This window comes from Micromonospora sp. NPDC023644, from assembly GCF_040640115.1.
Lineage (GTDB): Bacteria > Actinomycetota > Actinomycetes > Mycobacteriales > Micromonosporaceae > Micromonospora.
Genome location: NZ_JBFABA010000005.1, coordinates 48352 through 75270, shown reverse-complemented (window position 1 = coordinate 75270; position 26919 = coordinate 48352). Strand labels below are relative to the sequence as shown.

The following is a 26919-nucleotide window of genomic DNA, read 5'->3' as shown; positions in this document are numbered from 1 at the left end:
CAGCGTCGCCGGACGGCGGCATGCCTGGAGGGCACACGAACGGCAGTACCGGCGTGACGCCGGACGTCGAGCACCTGCTGCGCACCGAGGCGCCGCAGGTCCTCGGCGCGCTGGTGCGGCGCTTCGGCCACTTCGACATCGCCGAGGACGCGGTACAGGAGGCACTACTCGTCGCAAGCCGGGCGTGGCCGACGGACGGCGTTCCAGAGAACCCGCGCAGCTGGCTGATCCGGATCGGGTACCGGCGGATGGTCGACCTGCTCCGCACCGACCAGGCCCGACGCCGCCGCGAGCGGCACGCCGGCATGAGCGAGCTGGCGATGCGGGACCCGATCCGCCAGGCAGGCCCTACGCAGGAAGCCGACGACAGTCTCACGCTCCTGCTGCTGTGCTGCCACCCCGCGCTGAGCCCCACCTCCCAGGTGGCGCTCACCCTGCGTGCGGTCGGCGGCCTGACGACGGCGGAGATCGCACACGCGTACGGGACGAGCGAGAACACCATGGGCGCCCGGATCAGCCGCGCCAAGCAGCGACTGGCCCGCGCCGGCGCCCGGTTCACCCCGCCGACCGACGCCGACCGCGACAGCCGGATGAACGCCGTCATGCAGGTGCTCTACCTGATCTTCAACGAGGGCTACACCGCCTCCACCGGCGACGAGCTCTCTCGCGTGGACCTCACCCGCGAGGCGATCCGGCTGACCCGCATGCTCCGCGACTCCCTGCCGGACGACCCCGAGGTGACCGGGCTGCTCGCCCTGATGCTGCTCACCGAGTCGCGGCGCGCTGCCCGTACCGACGGCGACGAACTGGTGCCGATGGACGAGCAGGACCGGACACGGTGGGATCCCGAGCTGATCCGCGAGGGCACCGAGCTGATCGACAGCGTCTGGCGGCGGTGCGAGGTCGGCACGTACCAGCTGCAGGCCGCGATTGCGGCCGTGCACGCCGCCGCCGCGTCGCCGGACCGCACGGACTGGCCCCAGATCGCGGCGCTGTACCTGGGACTGGAACGGCTCAGTCCGACCGCGCCGGTACGGCTGAGCCGGGTGGTCGCAGTCGCGCACGCGTACGGGCCGGCCCGGGGGCTGGCCCTGCTCGACGACCTCAACCGGGGCTACCACTTGGACGAGGATCCGCTGACCCGGCAACGCGAACGCGCGATCCGCGCACATCTGCTTGAGATGACCGGTGACGCGGCCAGCGCGGCGGCGCGGTACCGCGAAGCAGCCGCTCTGACCCATAACCAGGTCGAACAGCGATACCTTCAACGCCGAGCCCACCACCTCGGCTGACCGATCGTCGGCCGGCATCCGCACATCGGCACGACGGGAAGCCGACTCGATCCGCTTGCCGTGGACGTTCTGTAGCGCGGTCGGCGGCAGATCCGGATGCCGGAACACGGCGACTTCAGGCATCATCTCTGGGTGGATGCCAGCGAGGCCAGGATCGTTCTGGTTGATGATCTGCGTTCCTTCGTGGACGGCCGCAGTGCGGGAGTGGCCCGTAGCAGTGCGGCTGGGGTTCAGCTCCTCGATCGGTACCGGGGGCAGCGGTTGGACGAGTTGTGGCTGGACCATGACCTGGGCGGAAACGACACGATCTGGCCGGTCGTGGAGGTGCTGGAACGGGCCGCCTTCGAGGATCGCCGGTTCGACATCGGTGTCGTCTACGTCCACTCCGCCAACCCGGCTGGTGCCACGAAGATCGTCCAGGTTCTGCGGCATTGGGGCTACCAGGTCCACGTCGCGTCGGGCTCGACGGACGTCGGCTATCTCGACGGCACCGCCAGCGCGAGCTGACCGGTTGCAAAGCGCCAGAGCGACACAGGCCAGCCGACCTCGCGCCTTGCGGCAGAAGCAGATAGCCGACTATCGCGGGACTCGGCGCCCGAAGGACGAGGCGTGCTGGCCAGTTGGCTCTTGAGGGCATGCCGTCGAGTTACCACACTTACTCGCTATGAGTGCTAAGGGGCACGGGCGTCCGCGTCAGCCGAGCGACGAGGTCGCGGAACGACGCGAGCGACGCGACGTGCGGATTCGCGCGGAACGGATCGAACTCGCGATGGCGGAGATGGACGACAAACCGCCGACCGACGACATCGAGTTCGGACCCGGCCGCGATACGCGTGTACGGCGCGGAGGACTGCCCGGCCTCGGTCGAGGTCGGTGAACCGCCCGCCGGGCCACTCCGGGTGAGATGACGCAAACTCGGGCTCGTCTCGGTGGAGTACACCGCGGCGAGCGCGAAAAGGATCATTCTGGAGGGCCGCCGGTGGAACCAGGCACGACTGCCGACGGTCCAACCTGACATGCGCGCGGTCGTCTCCCTCAGCTCTGTCCTGCTGGGCCTGTTCGTCGGCGCTCTCATGCTGCGTTCCGGCTGGGAGTTGCCGATGCGCACCTCCTGCTCAGGCGACGTGTGCACGTCGCAGTCGTGGATCGATGTCGACTGGGACCGCGTCAACTGGGAACTGAAGCCGACCAGGATCGCCTGCTTCGAGGCCAACCCGGCCAACCACGATGTCCTGATCGGGCCCGGCGACGAATGCGTACGGTCCCGCGGCGACGTCATCGAGCACCAGGCCACCTACGAAGAACTACGTGAAGAAATCCAGCAACGACGCACCGCGGCACTTGCGTTCGCCGGCGCCGCGATCGCGCTGCCACCGATCCTCGTCGAGGTGTGGTGGCGGGATCGCCGCAGACCGGCACCGACGGCACACTGACTCCACGCTCCCCCACCCCTGATCGCGGCGGATCCGGATGCCGAATGAGTCCGTCACCTGGGGCGGCGGGCGCAACGGGCAGAACTGGAACCGTCCCCGTCACAGCAGATCACGTCTCCGTCCGACTGCCGGGACCATCGGTCAGCGCAGGTGTTCGGGGCGTACGCCGATGCCGACGAGCCTGGCGGGGAGGGCTTGAAGCGCCGGGAACCGCTGCAGCAGGCGGATCGGTGCCGGGGCCTCGATGCGGCCGGTGGCGTGCAGCAGCGGGTCGACGACGCGCCGCTGCGCGGCGCGCTGGATGTTCTGCGTCACCACCGTCGGCAAGTGCCGGCGCTTCTGCACCGCGGCGAGGTCCGCTTCGGTGACCGGCTGCCCGGCGGCGAGGTTCGGGCCCAGCATCCGGGCGGTGGCCGCGGCGTCCTGCACTGCCAGGTTGATGCCGACGCCGCCGATCGGGGACATGGCGTGTGCGGCGTCGCCGATGAGCAGCGCGCCGGGTGCGTGCCACCGCTGCAGTCGGTTGACCTTCACCGTCAGCAGTTTGACGTCGTCCCAGGTGGCGAGTTCACCGACCCGGTCGGCGAGGACCGGGTGCCGGCGCGTCACCTGCTCCCGCAGCGCCTCCAGCCCGGCTGCGCGGATCTCGTCGTAGCCCCCCTTGGCGATGACGTACGCGCACTGGTAGTAGTCGCCGCGGTCGATGGCGAGCATCAGCCCGCCGGCGCCGATTCGGATCGCCAGGCCGTCGCCGTCGCCTGCGCGACGCGAGATCCGGAACCACAGCACGTCCATGGGAGCGCCGTAGTCGACCGGCTGCAGGTCGAGTTCGCGGCGTACCACCGAATCGCGGCCGTCGCAGGCGACGGTGAGCGATGCCTCGATCTCCAGTTCGCCCTCCGGGCCTACGGCGCGCACGCCGGTGACGGAGCCGGACGTGTCGCGGAGCAGGCCCGTCACGGTGGTGGAGCGGAGCAGCGTGAAGGCGGGGCACTTCGCCGCCTCGGTCGCGAGCATTTCCAGGAAGTCCCACTGGGGAACGAAGTACAGGTAGTTGTGTGGCGTCGGCAGGCGCGTGAAGTCCGCGACGGTGTAGGTGCCGTCGTCGAAGGTGGCGTGCAACGCGCCGGCCTTGCGCCCGGGTAGCGCCGCCATCCGGTCGCCGAGCCCGATCTCGTCGAGCATGTTCAGTGTGGAGTGATGCACCGTGTCGCCGCGGAAGTCCCGGAGGAAGTCGGCGTGCTTCTCCAGCACGGTGACCTCCACTCCCTGCCGGGCGAGCAGCAGCCCCAGGACGAGCCCTGCGGGCCCGCCGCCGACGACGCAGACAGTGGTCTTCATAACCCCTCCAATCGCAACTTGTGTTGCTTTCTGAGTCTGACATGATGGTAGGAGGTAACGCAACAGCCGGTGCGTTAAAGGAGGTGTCCGATGTCTGCTGGCCAGCGACCGGGCGGGCGCAGCGCCCGTGTCCGGGCCGCGGTCCTCACAGCCGCCCATGGTCTCCTCGCCGACGGGTACGCCGAGTTGACCGTCGAACGGATCGCCCAGGTGGCCGGCGTCAACAAGACGTCGGTGTACCGCCGGTGGACCGACCTGGAAGGCGTCCTCGGCGACCTGCTCAGCGAGTACGCCAGTGAGGTCGTCCCGATCCCGGACACCGGCGACCTCGACACGGACCTGGAAGAACTGGCGTTGCTGGTCCGGCGCGGCATGACCGGCGAACCCGGCGAGCTGATCACGGCCCTGGCCGCGGCCGCGCCCCGCAACCCGCGCGCCGCGCAGATCGTCCGCGGCTTCTTCGCCGAACGGTTCGGCCTCGCCAAGGCCGTCGTCGACCACGCCATCGCCCGCGGCGAACTGCCTCAGGGCACCAACACCCGGGCCGCGATCGAGATCCTAGGCGCGCCCTTCTTCCTGCGGCTGCTCGTCGTCGACGAACCCATCGACGAGGAGTTCGCACAACGTACCGCCGCCGCAGCCGCCGCAGCCCTCCGCGCCGGCGTCTTCGATCCGGCGCGCGGGCCTCGTCCCGCCATGGGCACCAGCGCAGCGTCTCCCGCCAGCCGGCCCGGCCGGCAGTCCGGTCCCAGTCGGTGACATCAAAATGCCCGTCGAACCGCGACGACAAAGCCCCGAGGAGCTTCTCTCGGAGAATGTCTGCGTGCCCGCGATGCCGGGTGAGTTGGCGCTGCCGGGCGTCAGCCGTAGTTGCGGCCGGCCAGCTCGATGAGGGCGAGCAGCGTGTCGTGGCAGTCCTCGGCGTTCATCATCACGGCGACCGCTGTGCCCGACACCGGCCAGGCGAACGAGAAGCAGCTGTAGCCGGTGTTCTGCCCGGTATGCCCGAAGCGCCCGTCGCCAAGTTCGGTGCCGAGACCAAACCCGCCGGGCACCTGCGGGGTCAGCATCTGCGCGGCCAGATCCTGCGGCAGTAGCGCGGATCTGCCGGCGGCGGCACGGACGATCTCCAGCTCCAGCCGCACCAGGTTTGCCGGGGTGCTCCACAGCCCAGCGCCGGCCATCTCCGGCTGCGTGTGCCAGCCGCCGTGCACGGGGGTGCCGCCGCAGTGGCCGCGGGCCGCACGGTCCCGGTGCCTGTTCGGGAAGTGCTGATCGTAGCTGCTGTCCGCCATGCCCATCGGTTCCAGCACGAGCGTCGCCATCAGCTTGTCGAACGGCGTCGAAGTCACGTCGGTCAGGAGCTGTTCGAGAACCGCGTAGTGGCTGCCTGAGTAACGGAATTCAGTGCCCGGCGGCAGCTCGCGCCGGACCCTGGGCGTGTTGGCCGGTGGCTCACCCCGCAGAATCTGCTTCAGTGCTGGCACGGGCTCGCCCGCGGCGTACCCGGGGAACCAGTTCTCGGTCAGGCCCGCGGTGTGGGCCAAAAGCTGGCGTACGGTCACCGTGCCGGTTCCTGGCAACTGCCAGGCGGACAGGTAGGCGTTGACGTCGGTGTCGAGGTCGAGGGTCGCGTCGGCGACCAGCCGCAGCGTGCCGAACGCGGCGACGTGCTTGCTGATCGAGCACGCCGGGAACAGCAGGTCGTGACCGGCGGCCCGGACGTCACCGTCGAGCCCGCCGACCGCGACCCCGATGCTAGAAACGCGGTCGGTACCCGCAACCAGGTCCTGCCACTCCTCTTCGAACCCCATGACTCCCGAGTATGGCTTGGCCAGACCACACCGATGAGTTCCAGCAGCCGGGCCACCGCCTGGCCGCAACCGCCCCGGGAGTGCGACGAACTCTCTGTAGAGGTCCTGGTCGCCAGCTGCTAACTGTCGAACCACACAAGCAGCCGTACGTTGTCGCCGCCATGCCGCTCGGCGAGATCACGCATGGTGTCCAGCAGTGCCCGCAACTGCGGATCGACACGCAACACGTCACCGCGGGAGAGGCGCTCCACTCGCCACAACCGATCGCCGGCACGCCATTCGGTTCCCTCCGGGTAGGCGCTGCCCCTGGGATCGGCACGCTCGCCGGCCACCGCGCGCCAGGCATGCCCATGATGGCTGGCCTTGCCGACGAGACGCGGTCCGTCGCTTGTCAGCCTGTACTCGTGAATCCGGTCGTCAACGCGGAGCGCTCGTACGCTCCAATCGACTTGGGCCAGCTCCGTCCATGACACCCAAGTCTGACCGTGTTCGCTGTCCGCGCACTGGAGGCCAAGCAACTCCGGGCTGGCGTCTTCCGGTAGGCCGCGGCCGGGCGCAACGGGTGCGAACCCGGCGAAGTTTCGTACACCAAACAGCAGTCCGAAGGCATCGTAGTGGCGAGGTAGGGCATCCAGGTTGACATTGGCCAGTAGCCACGGCGAACCACGACCGTACGGGCGGACTTCCACCCCACCAGCGATATCAGTGCCCATGTTCAAGTTGCGACCCGGGTCAGGCCGCTTCCAGCTCCCGCTTCAACCGGCGCAGGGTCTCACGCATGCCGCTCCGGTTCGCGGTCGGGCGGTCGCCCGCCACCTTGCCGGTGAAGATCCGGCCGAGAACGTGGGCCGCCCCGTTGCGCCGGTCCTGCCAGTACTCGGTCACCTCGGTGCCGCCGTCGGTCTCGCTGAACCGGTAGCCCCAGCGGGCCACCGGTTGGCCGAAGGTGGTGACGTCGAAGGCGAACTCGCTGCCCGGCGTGGCGGTGACGACCCGGCAGGTGGTGAACCACAGCAACGGGCCCCGCCGGTTCCAGCCGACGAACCGTCGCGGCTGCCCGCCGTCGCGCCGGGTGACCCAGACCGCGACGCACTCCGGGCTCCATCGGGCCATCCGCCGTACGTCGGCGACGGCCGCGTAGACCGCCCCCGCCGGTGCGGCGACGGTGATCTGTTCGGCGATTTCCGGACCGTGCCCGGCTGCCCGCGTCATGCCGCAACCACAGATGTCATTCGTTCCTCCACGGGAGGTGGTCGGGCAGGTCGCTGCTGACCCGCCCGGGGAAGGCCGGAGCGCGTCGCTGCCGGAAGGAGTCGAAGCCCTCCCTCGCGTCCGCGCTGGTCAGCGCCTCGGCGGAGAGGCGGGAGTCCAGCCGGTGCGCCGGGTACGGCGAGTCCAGCGCGCTGGTGCGGTACAGCATCTGCCGGATGACCGCCACGGACACCGGCGCGGTGGTGGTGATGATGGTCCGCGCGAGCTGGTACGCCTTGTCGAGCAGGTGCTCCGGCTCGTGGACGCTGTGCACCAGGCCGGCCGAGAGCGCCTCGGCGGCGTCGAACGCCCGCCCGCTGATCATCCAGTCGAGCGCGCAGCCCATCCCGACCAGCCGCGGGAGGAACCAGGTGGACGCGCCTTCGGCGTAGATGCCGCGCCGGCTGAAGACGTACCCGAATCGTGCGTCGGTGGCGGCGAGGCGGTAGTCGGCCGGCAGGATGATGGTGGCGCCCGCGCCGACGGCCGCGCCCCGGATCGCGGCGATCACCGGCTTGTTCATCGCGAAGATCCGCATCGAGCACCGCCCCGCCGGTTCCGCCCACTCGGCCTCGGGGTCGTCGGGGGTGTCGAACTCCGTCACGGACGGATCCAGCCCGGCGCAGAAGTGCTCGCCCGTACCGGTGAGGACCACGACCCGGACGTCGTCGTCGCGGTCGGCACGGTCGAACGCGTGGGCGAGTTCGTCGGCCATTCGCAGGGTGTAGCCGTTGCGCTCCTCGGGACGGTTGAGCGAGACCGTGGCGATCCGGTCCGAAACGGAGTAAGTGATCTCGCGGTACGTGTCCACGGCCGCACCATAGAGCAAGGTCAACGCCCGCAGCAATGCTCGGCGGGTCGGCTGTTCGGTCACCGTCGGCTGTCCTGAGTAGACCATTGTTCCGCTGGTGCCGTTGGGGCAGACTTCCGCCGTGTCCTCCAGTGTCTTCGAGATCTACCGCCGCCATCTCGGCGAGGGGCTGGGGCGGGTCGCCGCCATGCTCCACACCCCACTGGAGGTCGGCGCCACCGGCACCGTGGTGCACACCGCGGACGGTCGCCAACTGCTGAACTGCGCCGGCTACGGCGTGTTCTTCGTCGGTGCCGGCAATCCGGTCGTGCTCGCGGCGGTGCGCGAGCAGCTCGAACGGCAGGCGTTGTCCACCCGGGTGCTGCTGAACGAGCCCGCCGCCCGGGCCGCCGAGGCGTTGGTCTCGGTGGCGCCGGAGGGCCTGGTCAAGGTGCACTTCTCCAACTCCGGCGCGGAGGCGGTCGAGACCGCGATCAAGATCGCCCGGGCGAACGGGCGGCACCGGCTGGTCTCCATGCACAGCGGATACCACGGCAAGACGGTCGGCGCGCTGTCGCTCACCGCGCGGTCGCTCTACCAGGATCCGTTCCGCCCGCTGCTGCCCGAGGTCACCCACGTCAGGTTCGGCGACCTGGACGAGCTGGCCGCCGTCGTCGACCGGGACGTCTGCGTGGTCGTCGAACCGGTGCAGAGCGAGGGCGGGGTGATCATCCCTCAGCCCGGCTATCTCAAGGCGGTCGAGACGCTGTGCCGCGATCGGGGGGCGATGCTCGTCCTGGACGAGGTGATGACCGGGCTGGGGCGGCTCGGGACCTGGTGGGCAGCGGACCGCGAAGGCGTACGGCCCGATGTCCTGCTGGTCGGCAAGGCGCTCAGCGGCGGGCTGGTGCCGGTCGCGGCGACCCTGGCGACCGCGGAGGCCTTCGCCCCGTTCGACAAGGACCCCTACCTGCACACGTCCACGTTCTCCGCGAACCCCCTCGCCATGGCCGCCGTCCGCGCGACGGTCGAGGTGATCAGGGATGAGAAGCTGGTGGAGCGGGCCGCCGAGCTGGGCGCGCGGCTGCTCGCGGCGATCACCGAGGCGGTGCGCCCGATCGGGCATCTGGTGGCCGACGTACGCGGCGCCGGGCTGCTCATCGGGGTGGAGTTCCGCTCCGCCATGCACGCCGCGGAGTTCCTGATGGACCTGCTCGACAACGACGTGGTCGTCAACCACTCGATGAACGCGCACCCGGTGCTGCGGCTGACCCCGCCCGCCACGATGACCCCCGACGAGGAGACGCGGCTGGTCGCCTCGTTCGAGCGGGCCTGCGCCGGCCTGGCCGCGCGTTTCCCCGCCACCGGAAGCGACTCCCCCGCATGACGCGACGTACCGTGCTGGTCACCGGGGCCAGCGGCGTCGTGGGCACCGCCGTGCTGGCCGAGCTCTCCGGGTACGACGTGCTCGCCGCCGCCTACCGACGCCTGCCGGGCGGCGCGAACCGGGTGGTCAGGCTGGACCTGCACGCCCCCTCGCTCGGGCTCGACCGCCGCGCCTACCGCGAGCTGTGCGCCGAGGTCGACGCGGTGGTCCACTCGGCCGCCATCGTCAACTTCTCCGCCGACCAGGCGGAGGTGAACCGGCTCAACATCGAGGGCCTCGGCCGGGTCGTCGAGTTCGCCGCCGAGGCGGACGCGACCCTGGTCCACGTCAGCACCGCCTACGTGTCCCGGTACGGCTGCGAAGGCGGCGGCGGCAGGCTGGGCACCGAGAAGGCGGCCGCCCGGACCGACGAGTACGTCACGTCGAAGTACCTCGGCGAGCAGCTGGTCCGCGACAGCGGCATCGACGCGGTGATCGTCCGGCCGGCGATCGTCATCGGCGACTCCCGTACCGGCGTCATCCGCCAGCACCAGGGGGTGCACCAGCTCGCCGAGTACCTGGTGACGGGCGAGCTGCCCTTCGTTCCGGCGCATCCCGGCACGTTCTTCGACCTCGTCCCGCAGGACATGGTCGCGCAGGCGATCCGCGCGGTGCTCGACGCCGACCTACGCAAGGGCGACTACTGGCTGACCGCCGGACCCGCCGGCATCCCCGTGGAGCGCTACCTCGAACTGGTGACGGAGACCGCCCGCGAGTGCGGCATGGACGTGCCCGACGGCCGGATCGCCGACCCGTCCATCGTGGACCGGCTGGTCCGGCCGGCGTTCGCGGACGTCCTTCCCCCCGAGGACCTGGCACGGCTGGACGGCGTGGTGGCCGTCTGCGGGCTGGTCATCATCCCCGAACTGCTGCCGACGTCGTTCGGCACGATTCCCGGCGGACCGGACGCGATGACCCCGGCGCAGGCCGAGGACGCGTGGCGGGTCAGCCTGCGTCACCTGATCCGGGGGTTGCGGCAGTGATCCTCAACCCGAGCTGAGGAGGTCACCCGCGATGGAGTGTTCCGTCATCGTGCACGCTCTGCTGCCCAGGGCAGAGACCAAGGAGTCGTTCGACCGGCTGGCCGACTTCGCGGCGTATCCGGAGTTCACCGACACCGTACGGACGGTCGGGGTGACCCAGGTCAGCCCGACCCGGGTGGAGTCGACGTGGGAGGTGAACTTCCGCCGGGGCATCCTCGTCTGGACCGAACGCGACGAGATCGACCCGGTCAACCGCCGCATCGACTTCGAACAGACCAAGGGCGACTTCGCGACGTTCACCGGCTCGTGGCTGGTCGTCGAGGCCGGCGAGGCGGTGCGGGTCGAGTTCGAGAGCCGATTCGACCTGGGCATCGCCTCCCTGGCGAGCCTGATCGACCCGGTGGCGTGCACGGCGATGCGCGACTCGATCCGGAACATCCTGCTCGGGCTGTTCGGCTCCGACATCGAGGTCACCGTGGTGGAGGCCGCCCCGGTCGGTTGAGCGACCCGCGGGCCGCCTTCCAGTCGCCGGAGCGGCTGGAGGACGGCCCGCGTTGCTGCGGCCGAGGCGGGACCCCTAGTCGAGCAGGTCGAAGAAGTCGTCCTTCGCCGCGTCGACCTTGTCCGACTCGGTGTCGACCAGCGACAGCAGCTGGTTCAGGGCGTCGGCGAGCCGCTTGCGCGCCACGGCGTCCATCGTCAGGTTGGCCAGGCTGGACTCCAGCCGGGTCAGCTCCTCCAGCACCCCGATCGGGGTGGAAGCCTGCTCGGGCAGCAGCTCACCGCGCAGGTAGCCGACGAGTTCCCGCACGTTCGGGTAGTCCAGCACCAGGGTCGCCGGCAGCGTCAGCCCGGTCGCGGCGGCGAGCCGGTTGCGCAGCTCGACCGCCGTCAGCGAATCGAATCCGAGTTCGGGCAGGCTCCGGGTGCCGTCCAGGTCGGCGGCGGAGGTGTGGCCGAGCACCATCGCGGCCTCGGCGAGCACCAGCTCACGCAGCACCCGGTCCTGTTCGGCGGGAGCGAGCCCGGGCAGCGTCCCGGCGAGGTCCGTGCCCGCGGCCCGGGTGCCGCCGGGCACGCCTCCGGTCATCGGGTCGACCGACGCGGTGGCCGGCGACACCAGGCCGGCGTCGTGCGCGCCGGCCAGGCGGGCGGTGGCCATCAGGTCGTGCAGCACCGGCGGCACCGACCGCCGGTCGTGCCCGTCGAGCAGGGCGCCGTCCACGTCGACGAGGACCGGCGTCACCGCGTCCGAGTCGAGCGCCCGATCCAGCAGGGCCAGTCCGCGTGCCGGCGACAACGGCGTCAGCCCGATCCCGCGCATGCGCCGCAGGCCGGTGGCGCCGACCTGCCCGGCCATCCCGTCCGGCAGCTCCCACAGGCCCCACGCCAGCGACTGCCCGGGCAGCCCCTGCGCGCGCCGCTGCTCAGCGAGGGCGTCGAGGTAGGCGTTGGCGGCGGCGTACCCCGACTGTCCGGGCGAGCCGAGCAGGCCGGCGGCGGAGGAGAAGAGGACGAACGCGGCCAGGTCGCAGCCGCGGGTCTGCTCGTGCAGCTGCCGGGCGCCGTCCGCCTTCGCCCGCAGCACCGCGGCCACCCGCTGCGGGGTCTGCGTCTCGACGACCCCGTCGTCCAGCACACCGGCCAGGTGCAGCACGGCGGTGAGCGGATGCTCGGCGGGGACGGACCTCAGCAGGCCGGTCAGGGCCGCCGGGTCGGCGACGTCGCAGGCGACGACGCGCACCGACTCCGCGCCGAGCGCGGACAGCTCGCCGAGCAGGTCGTCGGCGCCCGGGGCGTCGGCCCCACGCCGGGACGTGAGCACCAGGTGCCGCACCCCGCGCCGCTCGATGAGGTGCCGTGCCACGAGACGGCCGATGGCGCCGGTGGCGCCGGTGACGAGGACGGTGCCCTGCGGGGCCCACGGCCGCGCTCCGACGCCGGTGACGGCCGGGGAATCGGTGGGGGCCGCGGTCTCCGGGCCGTGGCCGTCGGCGGCCGACGGGCGCAGCCGAGGCACCAGCAGGTCGCCGGCGCGGACGGCGACCTGCGGTTCTCCGGCGGCGCCGGCCGCGGCGAGCGCCTGCCGCGACGCCGGGTCGTCGTCCAGGTCGATCAACACGAGCCGGTCGGGGTGCTCGGACTGCGCCGAGCGCAGCAGCCCCCACGCCGCCGCCTGAGCCAGGTCCCGGCACCGGTCGCCGACGGCCCCCCGGGTGACCACCGCCAACCGGGCGGCGCCGTACCGCGGGTCGGCCAGCCAGCGGTGTGCCAGGTCGAGCGTGGCGGCGACGGTGGGGTGCGGGTCGTCACCGCCCGGCGGCAGTTCGGTGAAGACGAGGTCGGGAACCTCATCGCTGGCCGTCGACTCGTCGAGCCATACCACCGGCCGCTCGGAGCGGACCGCGGCGGCCGGCACCCAGCGCAGCTCGTACCCGCCGCCCGACCCGGACGGCCCGAGGGCGAGCCGGTCGGGGGCGATCGGCCGCAGCGCGACGTGCCGTACCGAGGCGACCGGCGCACCGGACGGATCGGCGAGGACGACGTCGACACCGTCGCCGTCGCGGGTCAGCCGGACCCGCAGCGCCGTGGCGCCCGCGGCGTGCACCTGAAGGCCCGCCCAGGAGAACGGCAGCGCGATCCCGTCGTCCGCGCCGGCGTCGCCGAGCAGGCCGAGGGCGTGCAGCGAAGCGTCGAGCAGGGCCGGGTGCAGCAGGAACTCGTCGGTTGCGCCGGCGGCGTCGGCCGGCAGCGTCACGTCGGCGAAGATCTCGTCGCCCCGCTGCCAGGCCCGGCCGACGCCCCGGAACACCGGGCCGTAGTCGTAGCCACCGGCGCGCAGGCGGTCGTAGAAGCCCTCCGTGTCCAGCGGCGCCGCGCCCGGCGGCGGCCACAGCTTCAACCGGGTGGCGTCGCTGGTCCGCACCGGGGCGACGGTTCCCGTCGCGTGCGGCGTCCACGCTCCGCCGGGCGGGCGCGCGTGGATCGTCAGCGGGCGGGTCGGGTCGCCGTCGGTCCCGGCGACGACCACCCGGGTCTGCACGGCACCGTCCTCGGGGAGCACCAGCGGCGCCTGCAGCAGGAGCTCCACCACCTCGGGGCAGCCGGCGTGCGCCCCCGCGCGCGCCGCCAGCTCCGCCAGCAGCGCCCCCGGCACGACGACCGCCCTGCCCACCCGGTGCTGGGCGAGCCACGGTTGGGCGGCGACCGACAGTTCGCCGGTCAACACCGCGGCGCCCGGCGTCTCGACCGGCTCCCCGGGCAGCGGCCGGGCCGCCGGGGTCAACCAGTACCGCCGGTGCTGGAACGGATAGGTGGGCAGCTCCGCGGGCGGGACGTCCCCGCCGACCAGCGCGGGCCAGTCGACGTCCACGCCGCCGACGAACAGGCGGGCCACGGCGTCCCAGGCGGAGTCCCGTTCGTCGCGCCCGTCGCGTAGCAGCGGCACGGCGATCGTCGGGTCACCCGTGTCGGTGTCCAGGTCGCCGACGCAGTCGAGGACCATGGCCGACAGCACGCCGCCGGGCCCGACCTCCAGGAACCGGCTCACCCCCTGCTCACGAAGCCGGCGTACGCTCTGCGCGAACCGCACCGGTTGCCGCGCGTGCCGACTCCAGTGCCCCGGCGTGATCATGTCCACCGGCAGGCCCGTCTCGTTGGAGACCAGCGGGATCTCCGGCGCCCGGTGGGTGAGGTCCGCCTCCAGCTTGGCGAGGTCCGCGAGCACCGGCTCCATCAGCGGAGAGTGGAACGCGTGGCTGACGCGTAGCCGGGTGGTCCTGCGGCCTCGGGCGGCGAACGCGTCGGCGACGGCCCGCACCGCGTCGCGCGGGCCGGCGATGACGACCGACGTCGGGCCGTTGACGGCGGCGAGCCCGACCTGCGCCGCGGGGTCGGCGATCAGCGGCTCGACCTCCTGCGCGGTGGCCTGGATCGCGGCCATCGCGCCGCCGGCGGGCAGCGCCTGCATCAGCCGTCCGCGGGCGACGACGAGGCGGGCGGCGTCGTCCAGCGACAGCGCTCCGGCCACGTGGGCGGCGGTGATCTCCCCGATCGAGTGGCCGAGGACGAAGTCCGGCCGGACGCCCCAGTGCCACAGCAGCCGGAACAGGGCCACCTCCACGGCGAACAGCGCCGGCTGGGTGTACTCGGTCTGGTCCAGCAGGTCCGGCTCGCCGTCGACGACCGCGCGGATGGGGCGGTCCAGATGCCGGTCCAGTGCGGCGCAGACCTCGTCCAGGGCGGCGGCGAAGCGCGGTTCGACCGCGGCGAGTTCCCGCCCCATTCCGGGCCGCTGCGATCCCTGACCGGGGAAGACCAGGGCCAGCCTGCCCTCGCCGGCCGTGCCGGTGACCACGGCCGGGGTGTCCTGCCCGGCGGCGAGCGCCGCGAGGGCGGCGCGGTCGAGGACGACGGCGCGCTGTTCGAACGCCGTACGCCGGGCCGCCGCGACCGTCGCCGCGCGGGCCGGCAGGTCGGGGTGGGCGTCGAGGAAGGCGTCGAGGCGGCGGGCGTGTTCGCGCAGCGCGGGGACGGTCCGCGCGGAGAGCACCAGCGGCGCCGGCACGGCCGCGTCGTCGGTCGCGACGGCGGGCTCGTCCTGCGGCGCCTCCTCGACGATGACGTGCGCGTTCGTGCCGCTGATCCCGAACGACGACACCGCCGCGCGGCGCGGCCGGTCGCCGGCCGGCCAGGGCTGTTCGTCGGTGAGCAGCCGCAGCGGGCCGGCGGACCAGTCCACGTACGGGGTGGGTTCGTCGACGTGCAGGGTGCGGGGCAGCCGCCCGTGCCGCAGCGCCGACACCATCTTGATGACACCGGCCACGCCGGCCGCCGCCTGGGTGTGTCCGATGTTCGACTTGACCGACCCGAGCCACAGCGGACGCTGCCGGCCGGGGCCGTACGCGGCGATCAGCGCCTGAGCCTCGATCGGGTCGCCCAGCCGGGTGCCGGTGCCGTGTGCCTCCACCACGTCCACGTCGCGGGCGTCGAGCCCCGCATCGGCGAGCGCGTCGGCGATGAGGCGCTGCTGGGACGGGCCGTTGGGGGCGGTGAGGCCGTTGGACGCCCCGTCGGAGTTGACCGCGCTGCCCCGCAGGACCGCCAGGACGCGCCGGCCGTGGCGGCGTGCGTCGGCGAGCCGTTCGAGGACCAGCACGCCGGCGCCCTCGGCCCACCCGGTGCCGTCGGCGGACGCGGCGAACGACCGGCACCGCCCGTCCGGGGAGAGGCCGCGCTGGCGGCTGAACTCGGTGAACACCAACGGCGTCCCGATCACGGTGACCCCGCCGGCCAGGGCGAGGTCGCACTCGCCGCTACGCAGCGAGCGGGCCGCCAGGTGCAGCGCGACCAGCGACGACGAGCAGGCGGTGTCGACCGACAGCGAGGGCCCTTCCAGGCCCAGGGCGTACGACACGCGGCCGGAGACGATGCTGGACGCGTTGCCGGGCATCAGGAAGCCGGCGACCTCCGCCGGGATGGCGCCGAGGCGCGGGGCGTAGTCGCTGGCGATGACGCCGGTGTAGACGCCGGTGCGGCTTCCGCGCAGCGTGCGGGGGTCGACGCCGGCGCGTTCCAGCGCCTCCCAGGAGATCTCCAGCATCAGCCGCTGCTGCGGGTCGGTTGCCAACGCCTCGCGGGGCGACAGGCCGAAGAACCCGGCGTCGAAGTCGCCGGCGTCGTAGAGGAATCCCCCGTGCCGGGCGTAGGTGGAGCCGGGGTGGTCGGGGTCGGGATGGAACACCTGCGGGTCCCAGCCCCGGTCGGTCGGGAACGGGCCGACGCCGTCGCGGCCGTCGGCCAGGAAGGCCCAGAAGTCCTCGGGGGTGGCCGCTCCGCCGGGCAAGCGGCAGGCCATCGCCACGATGGCGATCGGCTCCGGCTCCCCCGACCGGGTGCCGCCCGGTTCACCCGACCGCGTGCCGCCCGGCTCGCCGGCCGCGCTGTGGCGCCCCGCTCCCGGGTCCGGGTCCGGGCCGTCGACCTGTGCGGCCAGGTACTCGGCCAGCGCCTGCGGGTTGGGATAGTCGAAGGCGAGGGTGCCGGACAGTTGGAGACCGCTCGCCTCGGACAGGCGGTCGGCCAGTTCGAGCGCGGTCAGTGAGTCGAAGCCCAGGTCGGCGAAGGCGCCGTCCGGAGTGACGTCACCCCGCGGCCGGCCGAGCGCCTCGGCCGCCTGGGTGCGTACGACATCCAACCACCACTGCGTCCTGGAGTCACCCATGCAGGCGGCCGCCTTCCGGATCATCATCGTCAGTGCCGCGGTCGACTACCGGGCAGCGGTCATCCTTTATCGGCCATGGTCGCGGGCACAATCGCCCGTACGGACTCCACAAAGGATCTATGGTCTTTGTCGATCGGCCTGTCTAGGCTGGCCCGCATGATTCTGGCGAGACTGAGGTGAGCCGTTTCGTCGAGGCCGTGGTCGGCACCGCCGGGCGGTCGCCGGGCGGCATGGTCACCGGCGCCCCCGCGGACCCGGTGCGGCGCAGCTGGGGGCAGTTGCACGAGGCTGCCCGGCGTACGGCGGCGGCGCTGGTCGCGGGCGGGCTGGCCCCCCGCCAGGCCGTCGCGGTCCTGGCCGGCGACCCGGGAGAGGTCGCGCGGGTCGCCCAGGGGACGTGGCTGGCCGGCGGCAGCGTGACCATGCTGCACCAGCCGACCCCGCGGACCGACCTGTCCGTCTGGCGCGACGACACGCTGCGGGTGCTGCGCATGATCGACGCGCGGCTGGTGCTGGTGGGCGCCCCGTTCGAGGCGATGGCCGGCGTGCTGCGCGAGCGGGGCATCCCCCACCTGATGATCGGCGACCTGGACAGCGACCGGGAGTTCACCGTCGTGCCCGCCGCCGAGGACGACGCCGCGCTGCTGCAACTGACCAGCGGCTCGACCGCCGAGCCGAAGGCGGTGCGGATCACCCACCGCAACATCCACGCCAACCTCGTCGACACCGCGGCCCACCTCGAGTGCGGCGACGACGACGTGCTGGTCAGCTGGCTGCCGCTCTTCCACGACATGGGCATGGTCGGCTGCCTGCTGCTGCCCATGTTCACCGGCATCGACCTGGTGATGGTCACGCCCGCGGAGTTCCTCGCCCGCCCGATGGTGTGGGCGGAGCTGATGAGCCGCTACGGCGGCACGATCACGGCCGCGCCGAACTTCGCGTACGCGATCCTGACCCGGCAGCTCGCCCGCGCCGACGCCGGTTCGCTCGACCTGTCCCGGTTGAAGGCCCTGTGCAACGGGGCGGAGCCGATCGACCCGTCGACGGTGGAGGCGTTCGTCGCGGCCGGCGCACGGTTCGGCCTGCGGCCGGAGGCGGTGAACTGCTGCTACGGCGCGGCGGAGAGCGCCCTGGTCATCTCGCTGTCGGCGCTGTCGGATCCGATGCTCCTCGACACCGTCGACGCCCTGGAGCTGGAGAAGAACCGGCGGGCGGTACCGGCGGGTGACGACCACCCGGCCGGCGTACGCCGGCTGCCCATGCTCGGCGCCGCCCACCCGAGCGTCGCCGTGCGGGTCGTCGACGACTCCGGCGCCGAGCTGGGCGACCGCGAGGTCGGCCGGTTGCAGCTGCGCGGTGACTCGGTGACCCGCGGCTACCTCACCGAGGACGGTCCGGCCCCCGCCCTCGACGACGACGGCTGGTTGGACATCGGCGACGAGGGCTACCTGGTCGACAGCCGGATCGTGGTCTGCGGCCGCCGCAAGGACGTCATCATCATGGGCGGGCGCAACATCTATCCCACCGACATCGAACGCGCGGCCGCCGGCGTCGACGGCGTCCGGGACGGCAACGTCGCGGCGGTACGGCTCATGGCCGGCGACTCGGTGGCGCGGGAGTCGTTCGCGGTGCTGGTCGAGTCACGCCTGGCCGGGGACCCGGCCGCCGAGAAGGCGCTGTCCGACGCCATCGCCAACCGGGTCCTCGCCGACGTCGACGCCCGTCCGGCGCAGATCGTGGTGCTGCCGCCGGGCACCCTTCCGAAGACGCCGTCGGGCAAGCTGCGCCGCGCGGCCGCCCACTCCCTCATCCCTCGTTGACCGTCGCCCCCGGAGGACATCTGTGCGCTCCCTCGATCAGGCCCGCGCCCTCTGCGAATCGTACCTGCCGGGGCTGCTCGACGGGCTGTCGAAGATCCCGTTCGAGCAGCGGGAAGCCGCCGGCGGCGCCACGCTGCCGGTGTTCCGGGCCAGCGGCGGCCCGAGCCTGGTGATCCCGAAGGACTACGGGGGACTCGGCGCGTCCCCCCTGGACGCGGTACGGGTCACCCGCGCGATCGGTGCCCACGCGCCGTCGCTGGCGGTCGCGACCACGATGCACCACTTCTCCGTGGCGACGCTGTTCACCTTCGCCGAGAGCATCAAGAACTCGGGCATGGAGTGGGCGCTGCTGGAGGCGATCACCAGCCGCAACCTGCTGGTCTCCTCGGGCTTCGCCGAGGGTCGCCCGGCCCAGGGGATCCTCTCCCCCGCGATGACGGCGACGCCGGTGGACGGCGGCTACCGGATCAACGGGTCGAAGAAACCGTGCAGCCTGAGCCACTCGATGGACCTGCTGACGGCCAGCGTGGCGGTGCCCGCACCGGGCGGCGGCCAGCAGACGGCCTTCCTGCTCATGCCGGCCACGCTGCGCGGCATCACCCGGCACCCGTTCTGGGGCAGCAGCGTGCTCGCCGGCGCGGAGAGCGACGAGGTCCGGCTGACCGACGTGTTCATCGAGGAGGAACTGGTCATCCCGACCGAGAACGGCCCGGACGGGATGCTCGACGACCTGCAGACCGTCGGGTTCATCTGGTTCGAGCTGCTCATCACCGCGTCGTACCTGGGCATGGCCAGCGCGCTCGTCGAACGCGCGTTGGCCGACCGGCGCGGCGCGGTCACCGACCGCGCCGCCCTGGGCACCCGCCTGGAGACGGCGACGCAGCTGCTGGAGGGCGCGGCCCGCGCCATGCAGGCCGGTGACACGGACAACGACGCGCTGGCCCGTGTCCTGATGGCCCGCTACGGCGCGCAGGACGCCATCACCGACGCCGCCCGCCAGGCGGTCGAGATGCTCGGGGGGATGTCGTTCATCCGCTCCCCCGAGGTGGCCTACCTGGTCGCGGCCTGCCAGTGCGTCGCGTTCCACCCGCCGTCGCGCGCCAGCGTCGCGGCGCCGCTTGTCGACTTCCTCGACGGCACCGGCCCGTTCATGATGAACGACAGCGCCCCGGCGCCGGCCGCGCAACCACCGGTGGCGGCACCTCAGGCACCGGTTGCCCCGCAGCCACCAGACGCGCCGCAGGTGCCGGTTGCCCCACAGTCACCAGTCGCGCCACAGGTGCCGGTTGCGCCGCAGGCGCCGGCGGCGCCAGTGCCGCCGTCCGTGGTCGCGCCGGCCGGCGCACCCGCGCCCGGCCCCACGATCGAGCCGGCCCCTGTTCGAGCCGCCGACGCGGCGCCGGTCACCGTGCCCGCCCCGCGCCCGCAGCCGGCGGTCACCTACAGTCCCCAGCCCGCCGCCCCCCGCTCCGGCGAGCGGTCGGGGATGACGGCGGACGACGCCGCCGACTGGGACCAGGCGTCCGCCCTGTTCGACGGCGCGGAGGGCATCCGGCTGACCGCGCGCGACTGCGACCTGCGGTACTGGTTCGCCAACGTCCCGCAGCGCACGCTGCGCGGAAACATCGTCGGCTACTCGCCGGAGCTGGTGACCCCGGACTTCCTGCACGAGCCGGGTCCGCTGCGCGACGCACTGATCCAGGAGGTCGCGTTCCGGGCGCTCGCCGAGGAGCGGGCGGCCCGCGCGATCGGCTACATCGTGGCGTGCGCGCCGGACTCCACGACCGCCGAGTTCTACGCCACCCAGCTGATGGACGAGACCCGGCACGCGATGATCTTCCGTAACCACCTGCGGAACCTCGGCGTCGACGAGCGGGACGTCGCCGCCGTCATCGCCCGGGAGACCGCGCACGACAGGGCGGCCATCCTCGATCCGTTGGAGGAGTACGGCATGCCGATCGTGCGCGACCGACAGGACTTCCTCGGCGGCGTGGTGCTGCTGACGATCCTGGTCGAAGGGTTCCTCGCCCCGTCGTTCGAACTCAGCGAACGCAAGTGGCGGCCGCTCGACCCGCGCATGGCGGACATGGAGAAGGGCGCCGCCATCGACGAGGTGCGCCACCTGGCCGTCGGCACGTCGATCATCCGCGAGCACGTGCAGCGGCACCCCGACGACAAGGAACGCCTCGTCGCGCTCATCCGCGACGGCATGCGGCTGTGGGAGCAGCTGCCGGTGTCCGACCAGCTCACCCGCTGGGAGAACTGGTTCCAGGAAGGCATCGCCCCGCACCTGGCCGCAATCGGTGACTACGAGGTGTGGGACGGGCGGCGGCTGGTCGACACCACGCCCGAGGAACGCCTCCAGAAGGCCGTCGAGGTCACGAGCATCGTGCACTCCACCCGCCTCACCGACATGGGCCTCGGCCGGGCGTTGATCTACTGACCTTCCATCCCGTGGCCTGGGGGGCGGTCCCCCAGGCCACGGGCGCGCCCCACGCCGGGCGGTGACTTCCCCGCCGCGGGCACCGCGGCGGGGTGGCTCTACACGGTCGTACGCTCCGCGTCCAGGTGGGCGTTCTCGCCGCGGATCCCCCACCGGCTGTAGAGCGGTCGCAGCGGCCCGGGCACCCACCAGTTGAGCCGGCCGAGCAGCCGCATCGTGGCCGGCATCAGCAGCGCGCGGACGACGGTGGCGTCGACGACGACGGCGAGGGCGAGCCCGATACCGATGATCTTCACGACCAGCACGCTCGCGGTCGCGAACGACCCGATCACCACCACCAGCAGCAGGGCCGCGCTGGTGATGATCCGGCCGGACCGCTGCAACCCGACCGCCACCGCCTCGGTGTTGTCACCGCTGAGGTCGTAGTGCTCGCGGATGCGCGAGAGCAGGAACACCTCGTAGTCCATCGACAGTCCGAAGGCGACGGCGAAGATCAGGATGGGTTGCACCACGTCGATGTTGCCGGTGGAGGTGAACCGCAGCAGCCCGGAGAGGTTGCCGTCCTGGAAGACCCACACCACCGCGCCGAACGCCGCGGTCAGGCTCAGCACGTTCATCAGGATCGCCTTGACCGGCAGCACCAGCGAGCCGAAGGACAGGAACAACAGCACGAACGTGGTGACCACGACGAGCAGCGCCATCCACGGCAGCCGCTGCGCGAGCATGTCCATCAGGTCGGCGAACCCGGCGGCGTCGCCGCCGACCAGCACCGTGCCGGACGGCGGCGGTGCGACGTCGCGGACGGCGTCGACGAGGTCCCGGCCCTGCTCGGAGATCGGTTCCGCGTCGAAGCGGACGGTGACCCGCGCGGTGTCGCCGGCCAGACCGCTGAGGTCCGCCTGCCGTACGTCCGGCAGGGCGGCCACCCGCTGCACGTACGCGGCGATCTCCTCCCGGCCGGGAGAACCGGTCACCGGGCCGTCCAGCGTGACGATGGCTTCGATGGGCCGGGTGACGCTGTCCGGGAACGACCGTTCGATGGTGTCCTGGACCTGCCGGCTCTCCGCCGAGGCAGGCAGCACCCGGGTGTCGAGCCAGCCGTAGGAGATGCGCAGGAACGGCAGGCCGAGAACCACCAGCACGGCGATCACCGCGCCCCCGATGAGTACGGGTCGGCGCATCACCGTCCGCGCGATCCGCGCCCACGCGCCGGAGTCCGGGTCGGTCTCGACCGGCCTGCGGCGACGTTCCCGCAGCCGCAGCCCGAACAGGGACAGCATCGCCGCCATCACGGTCATCGCGAAGAACCCCGCCAGCAGCACCGCGGCGACCCCTCCGACGGCGATGGAGCGGAGGAACACCTGCGGGAAGACGGCCAGGCTGGCCAGCGCGAGCGCGACGGTCACCGCGGACACGACGATGGTCCGGCCCGCGGTGACCATGGTCCGCCGCAACGCCTCCGGGACGGGGTGGCCGGCGCCGAGTTCCTCCCGGAACCGGCTGACCATGAACAGGCTGTAGTCCACGGCCAGCCCGAGACCGAGCAGCGTGACCACGTTGACCGCGAAGATCGAGATGTCGGTGAACTGCGCCAGCAGCCGCAGGCCGGCCATCGAGCCCACGATCGCCAGCACCCCGACCACGACCGGCAGCAGCGCCGCCAGCAGGTTGCGGAAGATGAGCACCAGCAGCAGGAACAGGATCGGCAGCGCCAGCGCCTCGGCGCGGGTCAGGTCGGCCTTGCTCTGGCTGTTGACGTCGTCGATCAGCGCCAGCGGCCCCCCGACGGTGACGTCGAGGTCCGGGCTGGTCAGGCTGTCCTTGATGGCCAGGTAGTTGGTGAGGCGGTCGTTCTCGGTGGCGCCGGCGACCTGCACCGCCGCGAAGGTCTCGTGCCGGTCGGTGCTGACCAGGGCGGGAACTCTGGCCCGCCAGTAGTCGGTCACGCCCTCGACCCGGTCCGCCGGCAGCCCGTCCAGCACGCGGCGGGCGGCGTCGGCGTACGCGGGGTCCTCCACCGTCCAGCGGTCGCTGCCGAACAACACGACGACGTCCGCGTCGTTGCGTCCGAGCGCCTTGCGTTCGACCTCGTCGGCGCGGGAGCTCTCACTGGCCGCGTAGGTGAACCCGCCGACGGCCAGGTCGTCGAAGGCGCCGGCTCCCCAGCCGCCTGCGGCGACCAGGAACACCGCGGCGGCGGCGATCACCCACCGGCGCGCCCGGTGCGCGAGCCGGCCGAGGAGATCCAACATCGCAGTTACCCTTCGCTCGACCGCGGTGGTGCGGAACGACGCGGCGCCGGCACAGTCGGGACCGGCGCCGCGTCGGGGTGATCAGGGGACGAGGACGCTCAGTTCCAACGCCCGATGCCGATCGGCTGGGCACCGGAGAGCAGCTTCTCCCGGAGCGCGACCCGGCGGATCTTCCAGGTGCCGGTGCGCGGGAATTCGTCCCACTTTATCTGGATCGGCGCGGCCATCGGGCTCAGGTCGGCGACCGCCCGCTCCCAGTCGGCTCTGTCCAGCGGTACGTCGTCCGTGGTGCTGACCACGGGTACCGGCAGGTCACCGGCGACCGGAAGGATGACGACCTCGGTGGTGTACTCGATCCGGTCGAGGATGAGGTCCTCGAACTCGATCGCGCTGCCGCCGGGGATCCGGTCGATCTCCCGGTCCACGATCCGCACGGCGCCCCACTTGTTGATGACCGCGAGGTCGCCGGTGTTCCACCACCTGCCGTTGCACTTCAGGTCGTGCCGGTCCTGCTCGCCCACGTACGCGAGGCACCGTCCCGGCTGGTCGATCTCGATCAGGCCGACCTGGCCGCGCGGGACCTCCTTGCCGGTCTCCGGGTCCACCGCCCGCATCTTGGCGTGGAACGGGATGGGCCAGCCGATCAGCTGCGTCGGCGGCGGCCGGTGCCCCCTGCGGCGCACGACGAAGCGGAAGAACGGCCGGATGCACAGCGCGCCGTTCTCGCTCTGGCTCCACGACTGGACCCAGATCGGGAACCGCCGCTTGGTGGCGGCCATGAAGGTGCGGATCGTGCGGGTGTGGATGGCGTCGAACGAGTTGACGTACTCCCGCACGTTGCTGAACAGGCCGGCGGGGTCGCGGGCCAGCGGCTCCCAGGCGAGGTAGATGTTCGGCAGCGCCTCCACCAGCGTCGGCTTGTGCTCGGCCAGCAGCTCCCGGACCCGGGGCGAGAGCGGGTCGGACAGGTAGATCACCCGCGGACCGACCGCCGCCATCGCCAGCTGCATGGTGGTGAGCCGCTCGTGCGTGTAGGGGTCGCAGAACGCCACCGTGTCGCTGCGCCGCAGCCCGAACCGGGGCCACCGCTCGGTCTCGACGATCGCCATCGCGTAGATGGACTCGGCGGAGTGCATGACCAGCTTGGGAATGCCGGTGGTGCCGGAGGTGTGCGTGATGACCACCGGCTCCTTGAACTCGCGCATGTTCGGCTGGACCGGCGGCGCGTCCTTGAAGTCGTCCAGGCGCAGCACGTCCGGCCGGTCCGCGACCGCGTCGACGCTGATCGTCCGTACGGTGAGCTCGGCCACCACCTCGGGGGTGATGCCGCACTTGTCGAGGTGCTTCTGGTCGGTCAGCAGGAACGGCCGTTCCAGCCGCTTCAGCATCGGGATCATCGCCTCCGGCCCGTAGGAGCCGGAGAACATGCAGGGGATGGCGCCGATCCGGGCGATGGCGCAGCCGAGAACGACGATGTCCAGGTGGTTCTGCTTGAGGATCGCCACCCGGTCCCACGGGCGCACGCCCGCCTTGTGCAGCCAGGCCGCGGCGCGGTCGACGAGTTCCGCCCACTGGGTGTAGGTGCGGGCTTCGGCTCCGCCGGGGTCGATGTCCGGCGGGCGATCGACGATGACCAGCTCGTCCGGGGCGGTCTTCGCCGCCACGTGCCAGGTCTCGCCCATCTTGGAGTGCTTGGGCACGCGCGAGAAAGGGCTCAGCCGACGGCGCCACCGAGTGGGCGTGAACTCGGTGAGGAACCGCGGAATGGGCCGCTGCGGCTCGACGTCGTCGCCGGTGACTGTCGAATCGGCGGGTGAGGCCACGAGCGCGTCCTCCTGATCTGGAAGCTTGGGGAGGTCGGCTGACGACGAACGGTCATCGGCCGTCCGATTGGCCGGTAACGATATCGACGTTGTCCGGCGCGGACCAGGTCTGGGCGGCCGGAGATCCGACCACGAACGCCTCCGAACTCCCGACCGTCCGACCAGTGTGGACTGATCGACGACCGGCCATAATGCCCCCCGGCGCGATGGCGACGACCCGGTGCTGGCATCCGTCCGGTCCGGTACACCCGGTGGTGGCCCGGTCCGCCACGGCCGACCCGGTGGTGGGTCGTGGTCGCCACCATCGGGTGGGCTGGTGGTTCGCGGTCGCGGGGGTCGTGCGGTGCGGCGGCCGGCGGGGCTACACCGTGACGACGATCTTCCCCGCGGGATGGCCCTGGGCGAGGTAGCGCATCGCGGCGGGCGCGTCGGCGAGAGCGTAGCTGCGGTCGATGACCGGGGTGACCGAGCCCGCCTCGATGAGGGTGGTCAGTTCCTCGAGGTCCTCGTAGCGCTCCCGAGCGGTCACGCCGAGCACCCGCTGGCTGCCGGACAGGGAGAGCAACGGCGCGGCCAGCTGGCGTTGGAAGCCGCCGAGCAGCCGGCCCGTGGCGTGGCCGCCACCGACGAGGGCGATCGTGCCGCGCGGCGTGGTCGCGCGACGCAGCAGCGACAACGGCCGGTTGCCGGCGGTGTCGACGACGATGTCGTATCGCGCGCCGCCACGGTCGATCTCGTGCCGGGTGTAGTCGATGACGTCCTCGGCGCCGAGGGAACGCACCAGCTCGGTCTTCGAGGTGCCGCAGACGCCGGTCACGCTCGCCCCGTACACCGTGACCAGTTGGACGGCGAACGACCCGACGCCTCCGGCGGCGCCGGTGATCAGCACCCGCTGTCCGGGCTGCACGCGTGCGTCGCGGATGCTCTGCAGCGCGGTCACCGCGGAGATGGGCACCGCCGCCGCCTGCGCGAAGGTGAGGTTGGCCGGCTTGGGTGCGACCCGGTGCTGCCGCGCCGTCGCGTACTGGGCGAACGAGCCGCTCTGACAGGTGCCGTACACCTCGTCGCCGGCGCGCAGGCGGGTCACGTTGGCGCCGAGGGCCACCACCACACCGGCGACGGCCCGACCGAGCACCGCGACCCTGGGCCGGCGCAGCCCGGCCGCGAGCCGCACCGCCATGGGCCGGCCGGTCATGAAGATCCACACGCCCGGGTCCAGGCCGGCGGCGCGTACCTCGATGAGCACCTCGTCGTCTCCGACCGAGGGTCTGTCGACCTCGCGGAGCTCGAGCACGTCGGCCGGGCCGTACACGTCTCGGACGATCGCTTTCATGCCTTCTCCTCGGGGGAGTCGGGGTACTGGAACACGTCGTCGAGCGGAACGCCGAACACCCGGGCGATCCGGAAGGCCATTTCCAGGGACGGCGAATAGCGGCCCTGCTCGATGGCGATGAGGGTCTGCCGGGTCACGCCGATGCGCTCGGCGAGCTCGGCCTGGGTCATCTCGCCGTGCGCGAAGCGCAGCGCGCGGATGCGGTTGGTGACCTGCGTCGGCTTCACCACTGCGGGAAGCTCCTGCGGTACACGACGACCTTGGTGATGCCGCCGACGATGGCCGACAGCACGAAGCACAGGTAGATGACGTTGGCGATCCAGAACCGGTCCCAGTCCACCATGGCCATCAACATCGCAGCGACCGCGCCGATGACGACGAACGACTGGCCGACGTGGTCGCCGAGCCGCCCGATCTCGCGGTCGCGCACGTCCCTGGCGCGCGACGCGCGCGGATTCACGACGGCCATGCCGGTCTCCGCCACGATCGACGCGGCGATGGCCGCGCCGACCGTCCACAACAGGGCGTTCGCGTACGGCACGTCGGGCAGCGAGCGACCGTCGGCGCGGCTGGCGATGAGCGCCACGTAGGCGGAGTAGCCGAGCACGGCGACGACCAGCCTGATCCAGGCGCGTTTCTCTTCGTGCGACACGACAAGCCCTCCGGATGTCTGGAATCTTTGACATCATGAAGGT

The 26919-nt window shown here is 72.1% G+C and carries 20 protein-coding genes; 9 read left to right on the top strand and 11 right to left on the bottom strand.

What is annotated here, in order from left to right:
* Positions 1-53: 53 nt before the first annotated feature.
* From AB0G08_RS06010 to AB0G08_RS06000, 3 genes are all read left to right on the top strand, one after another.
* Positions 54-1292, top strand: coding sequence for a sigma-70 family RNA polymerase sigma factor (locus AB0G08_RS06010; protein WP_358083788.1), 1239 nt, complete (start codon positions 54-56; stop codon positions 1290-1292).
* 132 nt (positions 1293-1424) lie between these two features.
* Positions 1425-1799 (top strand): cyclic-phosphate processing receiver domain-containing protein, encoded by a 375-nt coding sequence (locus AB0G08_RS06005; RefSeq protein ID WP_358083785.1) that lies wholly within the window; start codon positions 1425-1427, stop codon positions 1797-1799.
* Positions 1800-2221: 422 nt separating this feature from the next.
* Positions 2222-2725 (top strand): hypothetical protein, encoded by a 504-nt coding sequence (locus AB0G08_RS06000; protein WP_358083781.1) that lies wholly within the window; start codon positions 2222-2224, stop codon positions 2723-2725.
* A 141-nt stretch (positions 2726-2866) separates the two neighbouring features.
* Here the strand turns inward: AB0G08_RS06000 and AB0G08_RS05995 are convergent, their stop codons facing one another.
* Positions 2867-4066 carry an FAD-dependent oxidoreductase gene (locus AB0G08_RS05995; RefSeq protein WP_358083778.1) on the bottom strand — a complete coding sequence of 400 codons (1200 nt, stop codon included), beginning with the start codon at positions 4064-4066 and terminating at the stop codon, positions 2867-2869.
* Between the two features lie 90 nt (positions 4067-4156).
* Between AB0G08_RS05995 and AB0G08_RS05990 the strand changes: the two genes are divergently transcribed.
* A complete protein-coding gene (locus AB0G08_RS05990) occupies positions 4157-4825 on the top strand; it encodes a TetR/AcrR family transcriptional regulator (RefSeq protein WP_358083775.1) in 669 nt (222 codons plus the stop codon).
* A gap of 101 nt (positions 4826-4926) precedes the next feature.
* Here the strand turns inward: AB0G08_RS05990 and AB0G08_RS05985 are convergent, their stop codons facing one another.
* The 4 genes from AB0G08_RS05985 to AB0G08_RS05970 all read right to left on the bottom strand — a co-directional run bounded on the left by AB0G08_RS05985 (position 4927) and on the right by AB0G08_RS05970 (position 7942).
* Entirely contained in the window at positions 4927-5880 is a 954-nt protein-coding gene (locus AB0G08_RS05985) for a serine hydrolase domain-containing protein (protein WP_358083772.1), read from the bottom strand.
* Positions 5881-5999: 119 nt separating this feature from the next.
* Positions 6000-6599, bottom strand: a complete 600-nt coding sequence (locus AB0G08_RS05980) for a hypothetical protein (protein ID WP_358083769.1) — start codon at positions 6597-6599, stop codon at positions 6000-6002.
* 13 nt (positions 6600-6612) lie between these two features.
* Positions 6613-7092: an SRPBCC family protein gene (locus tag AB0G08_RS05975; RefSeq protein WP_358083766.1), complete on the bottom strand. Its 480-nt coding sequence runs from the start codon at positions 7090-7092 to the stop codon at positions 6613-6615.
* Between the two features lie 16 nt (positions 7093-7108).
* Positions 7109-7942, bottom strand: coding sequence for an enoyl-CoA hydratase-related protein (locus tag AB0G08_RS05970; RefSeq protein ID WP_358083763.1), 834 nt, complete (start codon positions 7940-7942; stop codon positions 7109-7111).
* Positions 7943-8063: 121 nt separating this feature from the next.
* Between AB0G08_RS05970 and AB0G08_RS05965 the strand changes: the two genes are divergently transcribed.
* The 3 genes from AB0G08_RS05965 to AB0G08_RS05955 are packed head-to-tail and all read left to right on the top strand — an operon-like array spanning position 8064 to position 10832.
* Positions 8064-9308 carry an aminotransferase class III-fold pyridoxal phosphate-dependent enzyme gene (locus AB0G08_RS05965; protein ID WP_358083759.1) on the top strand — a complete coding sequence of 415 codons (1245 nt, stop codon included), beginning with the start codon at positions 8064-8066 and terminating at the stop codon, positions 9306-9308.
* Positions 9305-10330, top strand: coding sequence for an SDR family oxidoreductase (locus AB0G08_RS05960; RefSeq protein WP_358083756.1), 1026 nt, complete (start codon positions 9305-9307; stop codon positions 10328-10330). Before AB0G08_RS05965 ends, AB0G08_RS05960 begins: the two co-directional genes overlap by 4 nt.
* Before the next feature lie 31 nt (positions 10331-10361).
* Positions 10362-10832 (top strand): SRPBCC family protein, encoded by a 471-nt coding sequence (locus AB0G08_RS05955; RefSeq protein WP_358083753.1) that lies wholly within the window; start codon positions 10362-10364, stop codon positions 10830-10832.
* 75 nt (positions 10833-10907) lie between these two features.
* Here AB0G08_RS05955 and AB0G08_RS05950 read toward each other — a convergent pair whose 3' ends face one another.
* Positions 10908-16553 (bottom strand): SDR family NAD(P)-dependent oxidoreductase, encoded by a 5646-nt coding sequence (locus AB0G08_RS05950; RefSeq protein WP_358083750.1) that lies wholly within the window; start codon positions 16551-16553, stop codon positions 10908-10910.
* Positions 16554-16729: 176 nt separating this feature from the next.
* Between AB0G08_RS05950 and AB0G08_RS05945 the strand changes: the two genes are divergently transcribed.
* Together AB0G08_RS05945 and AB0G08_RS05940 are read left to right on the top strand one after the other, a co-directional pair.
* On the top strand, positions 16730-18373 hold the full coding sequence (locus AB0G08_RS05945; RefSeq protein WP_358083747.1) for a fatty acyl-AMP ligase: 1644 nt from the start codon (positions 16730-16732) through the stop codon (positions 18371-18373).
* Between the two features lie 22 nt (positions 18374-18395).
* Complete coding sequence (locus tag AB0G08_RS05940; protein ID WP_358083744.1) at positions 18396-20816, top strand: acyl-CoA dehydrogenase family protein; 2421 nt, start codon at positions 18396-18398, stop codon at positions 20814-20816.
* Positions 20817-20914: 98 nt separating this feature from the next.
* Here AB0G08_RS05940 and AB0G08_RS05935 read toward each other — a convergent pair whose 3' ends face one another.
* The 5 genes from AB0G08_RS05935 to AB0G08_RS05915 form a co-directional block, all read right to left on the bottom strand.
* On the bottom strand, positions 20915-23068 hold the full coding sequence (locus tag AB0G08_RS05935; protein ID WP_358083741.1) for an MMPL family transporter: 2154 nt from the start codon (positions 23066-23068) through the stop codon (positions 20915-20917).
* Between the two features lie 98 nt (positions 23069-23166).
* Positions 23167-24768, bottom strand: a complete 1602-nt coding sequence (locus AB0G08_RS05930; protein ID WP_358083738.1) for a class I adenylate-forming enzyme family protein — start codon at positions 24766-24768, stop codon at positions 23167-23169.
* Positions 24769-25252: 484 nt separating this feature from the next.
* A complete protein-coding gene (locus AB0G08_RS05925; protein ID WP_358083735.1) occupies positions 25253-26224 on the bottom strand; it encodes an NAD(P)-dependent alcohol dehydrogenase in 972 nt (323 codons plus the stop codon).
* Positions 26221-26454, bottom strand: a complete 234-nt coding sequence (locus AB0G08_RS05920) for a helix-turn-helix transcriptional regulator (protein ID WP_358083732.1) — start codon at positions 26452-26454, stop codon at positions 26221-26223. Before AB0G08_RS05920 ends, AB0G08_RS05925 begins: the two co-directional genes overlap by 4 nt.
* Positions 26448-26876 carry a hypothetical protein gene (locus AB0G08_RS05915; RefSeq protein WP_358083729.1) on the bottom strand — a complete coding sequence of 143 codons (429 nt, stop codon included), beginning with the start codon at positions 26874-26876 and terminating at the stop codon, positions 26448-26450. Before AB0G08_RS05915 ends, AB0G08_RS05920 begins: the two co-directional genes overlap by 7 nt.
* Positions 26877-26919: the final 43 nt, after the last annotated feature.